The sequence below is a fragment of the Legionella sp. genome (genome assembly GCF_047605385.1).
In the GTDB taxonomy this organism is placed as follows: domain Bacteria; phylum Pseudomonadota; class Gammaproteobacteria; order Legionellales; family Legionellaceae; genus Legionella.
The window spans coordinates 1-10,170 of sequence record NZ_JASGFU010000080.1; the positions used below are offsets into that span (position 1 = coordinate 1).

A 10,170-nucleotide genomic window follows, 5' to 3' on the forward strand; every position below is an offset into this window, starting at 1 on the left:
CTATAACATCTTATAATTAACTTGCAAAACGAGATGGTTCATATATGATGCAAAAGTGCTCCAAACGCTGTCAATTTGTCTTCAAAATGATATTGCTCGGGAAGCTGAATGTACTGTGGAAATAAAGATCCATACTTTAATGCAATGTGCTTATATACTTCTATATCCACCGGGAAATGTAGATTTCTTAACAAAAGCATACAATTATTATGATGAAATAAAGAGATTGACTCCTTGTTTAATTGAGCAAGAGCAAAAAAAAATGGTTGATGTCTTAACGGATGTTCTCCTTTTTTTTATCGACATACACAAAGAGAATACGAGAGATGTTAGGAAAACTAAATTAAATTCAAAATTGAGAGCCCTGCGATCTGTAATAACTCAGCCTTTGATAAATAAAGATTGTGGGGACCGTATGGAAATGATCAAGAATTATCTTATGTTAATTTTCCATTCATGGAGTAAACATAAAAATATTAAAATTAAGAACATTATCAAGAATAGTTTTTTTAAAACAGAATATCCTATTTTATCTCATTTTTATATTGAGTGCTTTGATATGATAATTGATATTTATGATGTGTGTAAGCAATCAAATCCTACTGATTATTTCATTGCGATGTTAAAAGAACTTTCTATTTCAGAATACAATGATATAAAGTCTTTTATCGAATTTTGCAAAGAGATGGTAGAAATTAATCAAATAATTTCGGAGAATTTTGATAATCACTCCAAAAAATCGCTCGTGATGTGCTTTTGTAGTCAACTGGAAAAGAGTTTGGAAGAGAGCAATAATCAAGCCCAAATAGCACAAATACAAGCTCAAGAATTTATTAAAGAACTGGAACAGCAATACTCGATAAAAAATAAGATCTTTAAAAAAAGTCCCCTCAATAAGACTCAATCCCCTAAAAAAGCAACTCATTCTACTGGGCAGTACAGTAAAAAGGAACATAGTGACACCACTCCTAAAATCACTCCAGAGGATGCTGCTTATAAATTCTTTGAAAAAAACAGTTTAATGAAGCAATTCGTGCTTATGAAGCGTTAAAAGAAGAAAACATCAATGTAAAAAATCGATTAAAGCAAATAGGTATTATTGCGTCTATTGCCGATAGTTTTAAATATTGGTCAAAATTTGAATCTCAAAAAGGAGTTATCAAGTTGGCATCTGCTTTGGAAGAAAAAGCATTAGCCTCCTACAATCAAGCGCTGAAACAAATTCAAATAGGTCTGGAAGAGACTATAAATACTCCACAAAAACATCAAGAATGGTTGACTTTGTCTGATTTTGTTTATTTATCACTTGAATCATTAAGGCCTAAAAGTTATCTTGGTGAATTAAAAAAAGAAATAGAAAAACAAGACGTAAGTCCACTTTTTGAAAAACCTGTTAATCATTCTACAAAAAATAAAAATTCGACTTATAGAACTAATAACCTGTCTAAAGTTAACAATGAAAATATCTTATATGCAAAGGTGATTTCTCCTATAGAAGAAAATTCCAATTTATGCGATAAAAAAAAGGATTCTCAAGCGATTATCGCCACGATAAAAAACTTAATTCCTTCCAGAGTGCAGTTAATTATCAATGAGCTTCAAAAAAAGGATTATAAGACATATGTGGCAGGAGGAGCAGTAAGAGACACAATTTTAGGAAGAGATTGTAGTGATATTGATATTGTAAGTGAAGCCCCTCCTCCCATAATTGCTGAGATAGCAAAAAAATTAGGCGAAAAATTTCAAATTATTAGTGTGAGAAAGCCAATCGTTAGAATAATGGATTCAACATCAAATAAGCATTATGATTTTGCTACATTAGAAGGTGAACCTGAAAAAAGAAATTATCCTGTGTTACTTGATAATGGAACAACAGTTTATATTAGTTTGGGTAAATCTCTTTTAAAAGATGCTATGAAGAGAGATCTACCTATCAATTCTATGTATGTCAATCTTTTTTCCAATACCATAGAGGACCCTACTGGCAGAGGATGGAACGATTTAAGCCAAATACCAATAATATTGCAAACTAATATAGATCCCGTAACGAGCTTCGAAGAGGATTCTGTGAGAATGTTGCGAACTATTTATTTGCAAGTTACATTGGGAGGCTCTATTGAGCCATACACAGAAGCAGCTATTTTTCAATGTCAAAAACTATTAGTATCTCATTCTTATTCACCTATGAGAGTATTGCAATGGTTACATAAATTACTTATTAACGATAAAGCACATGCATGTTTGAATGTATTGAATAAATATGAATTATTAAAATTTTTTGGAAGAGAACAAAGCAATCAGAATATGATGTCTTTGATCTTAAAAGAGATAGAAACTAAAGAAATTTCTGCTTCCGAGACAAACTTGAGACAAGCACGCCGAGTAACGCTTTGGAGGAAGTTAATAACCATAACCCACGCCACTAATTTCACAGATTATGATAAGAGGTTCCTTGCTTAAGAAGCTAATTTCATCATCATCAGGCCAAGTACAATCAATATTGCTGCGATAATTCGCATGGCATTTATTGGTTCTCCCAGAAAAAAAAGACCTAATAGGAAGGTGCCTACAGCTCCGATGCCAGTCCAAATGACATAAGCTGTTCCTAAGGGGAGGCTTTTCATGGCAATTGATAGTAATATAAAACTGGCCATCATTGTGATGATTGTAATGATTGAAGGAGCAAGTTTTGTGAAACCAACAGATTGTTTCATGTAAAAAGCCCATACCACTTCCAGTATGCCTGCAAGAAATAACAAGACCCAGGCCATATTCGCTCCATTGTCTAAATACTGGGTCGTCCCAAGTGAAAACCATGATGGCTGAGGTCGTCCTCTGAGTAAGAGTATACATGAGCAAGCAACAAATACTCAAGGTAGTGCTGCTATGTATCATAACTAGAATAAGTTTTTCCTGATTTAAATTTGGAAAATCCATTCAAAATTCTATTAATTAAACAACTTGACCCGCAGCCCATCCAGAGGACCAAGCCCATTGGAAATTATAGCCCCCGAGCCAGCCTGTAACATCTAAAGCTTCGCCGATAAAATAAAGTCCTGGAACTTCATTTGCCTCCATAGTTTTGGAAGAAATGGCATAACAATCAACGCCACCAATAGTAACTTCAGCGGTACGATAACCTTCTGTTCCATTGGGTTTTATTTGCCAGGAATTTAATTTTTGTGCGATTGTTTCAATATCACGATTAGGCAGGAAAGCCAGTTTTTTTTCGACTAATTTGTGGGGTAAAAATAAGTCAACAACCCGTTTAGGCAAGTAAGTGAATAGGAGTGAGTTTACTTGCTTATGAGGTTTTTCTTGTCGTGCCGCTTTTAATGTTTCCAATAGATTGATTTCTGGCAGTAAGTTAATGCAAATATTTTCTCCTGGATGCCAATAGGAAGATAGCTGTAAAATAGCAGGGCCACTTAAGCCACGGTGGGTAAATAAAGTACTTTCGCGAAAGGCAATACGGTGGTTTTTTGCAATGCTATCTACCCCAATTCCAGAAAGTAAGGCAATTTGCTCTTTATCTGTAACATCCAAGGTTAAAGGTACTAAACCTGCTCTTGTAGGCCATACTTTAATGCCAAATTGTTCAGCAACTTTATAAGCAAAAGGGCTAGCTCCCATGGTAGGGATGGAAAGACCACCACTGGCAATGACTAACGATTGGCAATGAAATGTTCCTCTACTCGTCAGGATTTTAAAGTTTTGCTCTTTATGTATTGCTTCTATGTTCGTATTTAAATGAATGTCCACTTTGGATTTTTCACATTCTTTGAGAAGCATGTCGACTATATCTTTGGATTTATTATCACAAAATAACTGACCTAGAGTTTTTTCATGAAAAGGAATGGTATGTCTTTTAATCAGCTCAAGAAAATCCCATTGTGTGTATCGTGTAAGTGCTGATTTAAAAAAATGAGGGTTCTGGGAGTTATATTTTTCCGGTTCTATATAATAATTGGTGAAATTGCAACGGCCGCCACCGGACATTAATATTTTTTTGCCTACTTTATTTGCATGATCCAGTACTAAGATTTTACGCCGACGTTTGCCTGCTTCGATGGCACACATTAAACCCGCAGCCCCGCCCCCAATAATAATAACATCTACTTTTTCTTCCATTTTTTGGAGACTGCTCATTTTAACTTCATAAAGAGGTTAAGGGTATCATGAGGAGATGTTTAGCACCAAATCTACTTTGTATTTGGTTGGAATTTGTGACTATCAAAAGAAAGTTATTCAACATCTAGAGGAAGTTCGACTTTCCTGTGCCAAATTACCTGAGCTAACTGGACAATTTCACAATTTAAAAGAAAAGCAGAAGGAGCATTGGTATCTAAATTGGTACTGATTAAATTAAAGTGACCTTCTTCTGAGCCAGGTCTTAGTTTACGTACTAAGGTTTCACCAGAGGCCAGATGAATGATGCAAAATGTGTCAATATAGCGTTCTGCATAATCTCCGGATATTAATTTGCCACCTACATAATCACCAATGGAAAAAAAAGGTAACATTGAATCATCAGTAATCACAGTAATAATAGGATTTTTATTTTCAGTCTCAAAAAAATTAATTTCTCTAAGGATCGCATCTTTTTCTGCAATGGAGTCTAATGATAATTTGTTAACAGGCCGGGGAGGCAAACCTTCGCCCTTGATAAACCATTCTGGAGATGTGATTAGGCCGCAATCAAATAAGGTCTTAACATATTTGACCATACTTTTTTGGGGCACAGGATATCTACCATCTTCCCATGCTTGAAGAGTGGCTGCAGAAAAACCACATTTGTCTGCAAACTCCCGCCTGGAAAAACCTAGCTGCATCCTTACACTTTTAAGGCGTTCTCCAACAATTTTATAAAGTTCTCTGTCCAATCCAATTCTAACTATAACATAGACGAAAAATATTAAAACTTAATAATCAAGCTCCAAAGGCTTCAATTAAATTAAACATTTATCATCAACATACATAACCTATTTTAATAAGAGAGTTGACGATGTCAATTTTTTTAAAAAAGTGTATCAAACTAAGGTGCTTTCTATCCATAATCGGCCATTCTCAAATAGAAGGCAGAATGTATTATATTTGATTTTCCATATTATTGAAATGTTATTTTTAAATAAAATATGAGGGTTTTTTATGGATAATATTAAATTATAATATTTTGTAATTGACCAATGTGAGTCTATTTGATATTTTTACCTTCACAAAATATTTAGAAAATAATAAAAATTAAATAAATATTGAAATTTAATTTCAACTTTACTATTAAAATTTTGATACTTGAAATTAGATTAAGCACTGAAAAGGACTGGCGTTGGCATTTCCAATTGTTATCGTCAATAATTGATACTAAAGCCACTGATCCTGAGTAGGGGAATCTGATGAACGAGTTGGATATTTTGCGATTATTTTATGATGAAATGACGCTAAGAGGAGTAACAAGGGATCAGGTATTTTTAAGCATTGAGGATGAAGCAGCTGCAATTTTATCGCAAAAATTAAAAAAACCGGTGACTGTAGAAGAAGCGCAGCGATTAACAGATGTTTGTATCGCTAATGAATGGCTAGAGCGCACGACAGTTGATCCTTATTATAAATATTTATCTTTGACTGAAGCAGGCTTACAAGTGGTTTTAGCAAACGAGTACAGCTAAATATTCAATCAAAGGTATAAACTTTAGGCAAAAGCCGGTAAAATACATCACTTTATTTTTTTTTATTGTTGCTATGCCAAAAAGAACAGACATTAAATCCATATTGATACTTGGTGCAGGTCCCATAGTTATCGGCCAGGCCTGTGAATTTGATTACTCGGGTACTCAAGCGGTGCGTGCGCTACGCGAAGAAGGTTATCGTGTTATTTTGGTCAATTCAAATCCCGCGACCATTATGACTGATCCAGAACTTGCAGATGCGACTTATATTGAACCTGTTTCCTGGAAAGAGGTTGCCCGTATTATTGAAATTGAACGTCCTGATGCCTTACTACCTACTATGGGTGGACAAACAGCATTAAACTGTGCTTTGGATTTGGTTCGTGAAGGGATTTTAGCTAAATATTCAGTAGAAATGATTGGAGCAACTCGTGAAGCTATTGATAGGGCAGAAGATCGAGAAAAGTTTCGCCAGTTGATGATTAAAATTGGTTTAGACATGCCGCGCTCCGCAATTGCGCATAGTATTGAAGAGGCTATCCAGGTTCAGGCGCGGCTTGGATACCCAACCATTATTCGTCCTTCATTTACCATGGGTGGAAGTGGTGGTGGCATTGCCTATAACCGTGAAGAATTTGAAGAGATTTGTACTCGTGGTTTAGAGTTATCACCTACTCATGAATTATTACTTGATGAATCTGTTTTGGGCTGGAAAGAATATGAAATGGAAGTGGTACGCGACAAAAATGATAATTGCATTATTATTTGTACTATTGAGAATTTAGATCCTATGGGGGTGCATACTGGCGATTCAATCACTGTGGCTCCTGCACAAACACTCACCGATAAAGAATACCAACGCATGCGGGATGCAGCGATTAAAGTATTAAGGGCAGTAGGTGTGGATACTGGTGGTTCGAACGTACAATTTGCGGTAAATCCTGAAGACGGTCGTATGTTGGTGGTAGAAATGAATCCAAGGGTTTCTCGTAGCTCTGCTTTGGCTTCGAAGGCTACTGGTTTTCCTATTGCAAAAGTTGCAGCAAAATTGGCAGTAGGTTATACGCTTGATGAGCTTAAAAATGAAATTACTGGTGGTAAAACACCGGCTTCATTCGAACCAAGTATTGATTATGTAGTGACTAAAGTACCTCGCTTTAATTTTGATAAATTTCCTCAGACGTCAACTACTTTGACGACGCAGATGAAATCAGTTGGGGAAGTGATGGCTATTGGTTCTAATTTCCAAGAGTCACTACAAAAAGCCATCCGTGGTTTGGAAATTGGTCGCTGTGGTTTAAACAGTTTATTTAAAGAGGGTGATATAGCGCAATTAAGAGGTTATTTACGTGAACCCACACCTGACAGGCTTTGGTATATTGCTGATGCATTTCGTCAAGGTTTGTCTTTAGAAGAGATCCATCAAGAAAGTCGCGTTGACCCTTGGTTTTTGTCACAAATTGAAGAATTGGTTCGGATGGAGCAAGAGCTTGAGGGCTTATCCGTGAAAGACATTGATAAAACCATGCTACGTCAAGTAAAGCGTCATGGTTTTGCTGATGCTTACTTAGCACAATTATGGTCTTGCCCTGAGGAAGAAGTACGCCAACGGCGTAAAGAACTAGGTGTGCTGCCTGTTTATAAACGCATTGATTCTTGTGCAGGTGAATTTCCAAGTAGTACGGCTTATATGTATTCATGTTATGACAGTAGCTGCGAAGCACGACCTGAAAAAGGCAAGAAAAAAATTATCATTCTTGGCGGAGGGCCAAATCGTATTGGTCAGGGTATTGAATTTGATTATTGCTGTGTGCATGCTGCAATGGCTTTAAGAGAGGCTGGCTGCCAAACGATTATGGTGAATTGTAACCCAGAAACCGTATCAACTGATTTTGATACTTCTGATCGCCTATATTTTGAATCGGTTACTCTAGAAGATGTTTTAGCCATTGTTGATGTGGAGCAACCTGATGGTATCATTGTTCATTATGGCGGACAAACACCATTAAAATTAGCACGTGCTTTAGAAGCAAATGGTGTGAATATTATTGGTACTTCTCCTGATGCAATTGATATGGCAGAAGACCGTGACCGCTTCCAAAAATTGGTGACCGAATTAGGTTTACATCAACCTGATAACGGTACTGTACGTAGTGAGGAAGAAGCAATTACTTTAGCTAAACACATTGGTTACCCCTTAGTGGTAAGACCTTCTTATGTATTAGGTGGACGCGCCATGGAAGTGGTGTATCAAGAAGAGGACTTGCGCTATTATTTATCGCATGCAGTTGCAGTTTCTAATGATTCACCAGTTTTGCTGGATAAGTTTTTAAACGATGCAATTGAAGTGGATATTGATGCAGTATGTGATGGCAAAGAGGTAGTTATTGGTGCAGTGATGGAGCATATCGAGCAGGCCGGTATTCATTCAGGGGATTCTGCATGTACTTTGCCTCCATTTAGCTTGAGTGTGGTGGTACAACAAGATCTTATGGAGCAAATGCGGCAAATGGCGTTAAAATTAGGGGTTGTCGGCTTAATTAATGCACAGTTTGCCATTCAAGCAGATGATATTTACGTCTTGGAAGTAAATCCACGGGCTTCAAGAACGGTACCATTTGCTTCTAAAGCAACTGGTTTGCCTTTAGCTAAAATTGCGGCTCGTTGTAAATTAGGTATTAGTTTAAAAGAGCAGGGTTTGAGTCAAAAACATCATATGCCCTCTTTTTATTCGATTAAATTACCGGTATTCCCTTTTATCAAGTTTTCCGGGGTTGACTCCATTTTAGGTCCTGAAATGAAATCGACTGGAGAAGTAATGGGCATTGCCAGACGTTTTGGACAAGCATATGCTAAGGCCCAATTAGGGGCAGGCAGTAATATTCCTAAGCGACGACGTGCTTTTGTGTCCGTACGTGATGCAGATAAAGCTCGTGTTGGGGAGATTGCGAAGCGCTTAATTGAATTGGGGTTTGAAATTATTGCAACCCGAGGTACCGCCTTAGTATTACAAGCTGCAGGGATTGATTGCCGCAGAGTATTTAAAGTAGCAGAAGGACGCCCTCATGTTTTAGATTTTATTAAAAATAATGAAATCGATTTTATTGTGAATACAACTGAAGGCAAGCGTGCAATTGCTGATTCTTTTGCGATTAGACGCAATGCATTACAGCACAAGGTTAGTTATACTACGACCCTATCTGGTGCAGAAGCGGCCTGTCTTGCGATGAAATATGAAGACAGAGAAACAGTAACAAGATTGCAAGATTTACATTAACTATTTGGTATCGATTCCCTATCTTATTCGCGGGAGCACTGCCATTAAGAGTTTGTCTTTCCCGCTCCAATGTTGGCTTTTTTGCCTACATAAAAATGGGACGACAATAAAGCGTTTAATGGTCATTATTCCTGAGGGGGAGGTTTGAGAATTGAATGTGTTTAATTACCAGGGAAATATTTAGAGGTAGATATGAGTAAACATCCTATGACAATACAAGGTGCAGAAGCACTGAAGGAAGAATTAAATCGTTTAAAATATGTCGACAGACCCCGTATTGTTGAAGCGATTGCTACAGCACGTGCTCTGGGTGATTTGAAAGAAAACGCGGAATACCATGCTGCTCGCGAACAGCAAAGCTTTAATGAAGGACGTATTCAAGAATTGGAAGCCAAGCTTTCTAACGCTCAAATTATTGACATCAGTAAGTTAAAAAATAATGGTAAAGTGGTGTTTGGTGCAACAGTGACTGTCTGTCATGTCGCGACTGATGTACAAATTACTTACCAAATCGTGGGCGAAGATGAAGCAGACATCAAATTACAAAAAATCTCATATAGTTCTCCTATTGGTCGCGCTTTGATTGGTAAGGAACTTGATGATGTTGTGACTGTAAATACACCAGGAGGTATGGTTGATTACGAAATTATTGACGTACAGTACGTGTAATCTTCCAAATTTTCTCTTTATTTCATACCTTAAAATGGATATTGGGTTACCATGATTATAATGAACATTCGCAGTCGCTTTGGCGTCTTCAGCGTTCTTTTCTAAATATTTCAACCGGTGATAAACTGTCACCGGTTCCTATTCTTGACCATTGATACAGTCCTTAATAAAAATCATTCACACGCTCGCCATATTGAATCTGTGCGTTGGCAAATATAGTGGAAATGCTCATCGCGTTATTCGCTGCTTGCATACGATCATGAACATATATAAATGATTAAATTTGGATAAAAAACATGCCGTCTTTGCGAACGAAGTGAAGCAATCCAGCACAGATATTTAACAAAGTATCGTTCTAGATGCTTCGCCATCCCGCGAATGCTGCATATGGTTTTTATTTTACCATAATTTTCTATTATTGTAACTCCCCAGGTATTTAATTGAGCTCACTGGGCTTTCCCTCTCCACCGCGCGCAGCGTGGGGGAGAGGGATCAAGGGTGAGGGGGATTAAATAGTATCGCGAAGCGACTTCATTTTATTCGGTAGCAAGTTCTGGA

At 37.1% G+C, this 10,170-nt stretch carries 8 protein-coding genes; 5 read left to right on the forward strand and 3 right to left on the reverse strand.

Features of this window, described 5'->3' with window-relative positions; genetic code table 11:
* Positions 1 to 139 precede the first annotated feature (139 nt).
* Together QM652_RS12715 and QM652_RS12720 are read left to right on the forward strand one after the other, a co-directional pair.
* On the forward strand, positions 140 to 1,051 hold the full coding sequence (locus QM652_RS12715) for a hypothetical protein (RefSeq protein ID WP_415076393.1): 912 nt from the start codon (positions 140 to 142) through the stop codon (positions 1,049 to 1,051).
* A 113-nt stretch (positions 1,052 to 1,164) separates the two neighbouring features.
* Positions 1,165 to 2,460 carry a hypothetical protein gene (locus QM652_RS12720; RefSeq protein WP_415076395.1) on the forward strand — a complete coding sequence of 432 codons (1,296 nt, stop codon included), beginning with the start codon at positions 1,165 to 1,167 and terminating at the stop codon, positions 2,458 to 2,460.
* On the opposite strand, the gene QM652_RS12725 is transcribed toward QM652_RS12720, so the two are convergent.
* The 3 genes from QM652_RS12725 to QM652_RS12735 all read right to left on the reverse strand — a co-directional run bounded on the left by QM652_RS12725 (position 2,457) and on the right by QM652_RS12735 (position 4,883).
* Positions 2,457 to 2,771: a DMT family transporter gene (locus QM652_RS12725; protein WP_415076397.1), complete on the reverse strand. Its 315-nt coding sequence runs from the start codon at positions 2,769 to 2,771 to the stop codon at positions 2,457 to 2,459. The two genes, QM652_RS12720 and QM652_RS12725, sit on opposite strands and share 4 nt — an antisense overlap.
* Positions 2,772 to 2,952: 181 nt before the next feature.
* Positions 2,953 to 4,149, reverse strand: a complete 1,197-nt coding sequence (locus QM652_RS12730) for an NAD(P)/FAD-dependent oxidoreductase (RefSeq protein WP_415076399.1) — start codon at positions 4,147 to 4,149, stop codon at positions 2,953 to 2,955.
* Between the two features lie 95 nt (positions 4,150 to 4,244).
* The gene (locus QM652_RS12735) at positions 4,245 to 4,883 is read right to left on the reverse strand and encodes a helix-turn-helix domain-containing protein (protein WP_415076401.1); all 639 of its coding nucleotides are present in this window, start codon (positions 4,881 to 4,883) and stop codon (positions 4,245 to 4,247) included.
* 510 nt (positions 4,884 to 5,393) lie between these two features.
* On the opposite strand from QM652_RS12735, the gene QM652_RS12740 reads away from it, so the two are divergent.
* From QM652_RS12740 to greA, 3 genes are all read left to right on the forward strand, one after another.
* Positions 5,394 to 5,666, forward strand: coding sequence for a hypothetical protein (locus QM652_RS12740; RefSeq protein WP_415076403.1), 273 nt, complete (start codon positions 5,394 to 5,396; stop codon positions 5,664 to 5,666).
* Positions 5,667 to 5,739: 73 nt separating this feature from the next.
* The gene (gene carB, locus QM652_RS12745; RefSeq protein WP_415076405.1) at positions 5,740 to 8,943 is read left to right on the forward strand and encodes a carbamoyl-phosphate synthase large subunit; all 3,204 of its coding nucleotides are present in this window, start codon (positions 5,740 to 5,742) and stop codon (positions 8,941 to 8,943) included.
* A 192-nt stretch (positions 8,944 to 9,135) separates the two neighbouring features.
* A complete protein-coding gene (greA, locus tag QM652_RS12750) occupies positions 9,136 to 9,612 on the forward strand; it encodes a transcription elongation factor GreA (RefSeq protein ID WP_415076407.1) in 477 nt (158 codons plus the stop codon).
* The last annotated feature ends 558 nt before the right edge of the window (positions 9,613 to 10,170 follow it).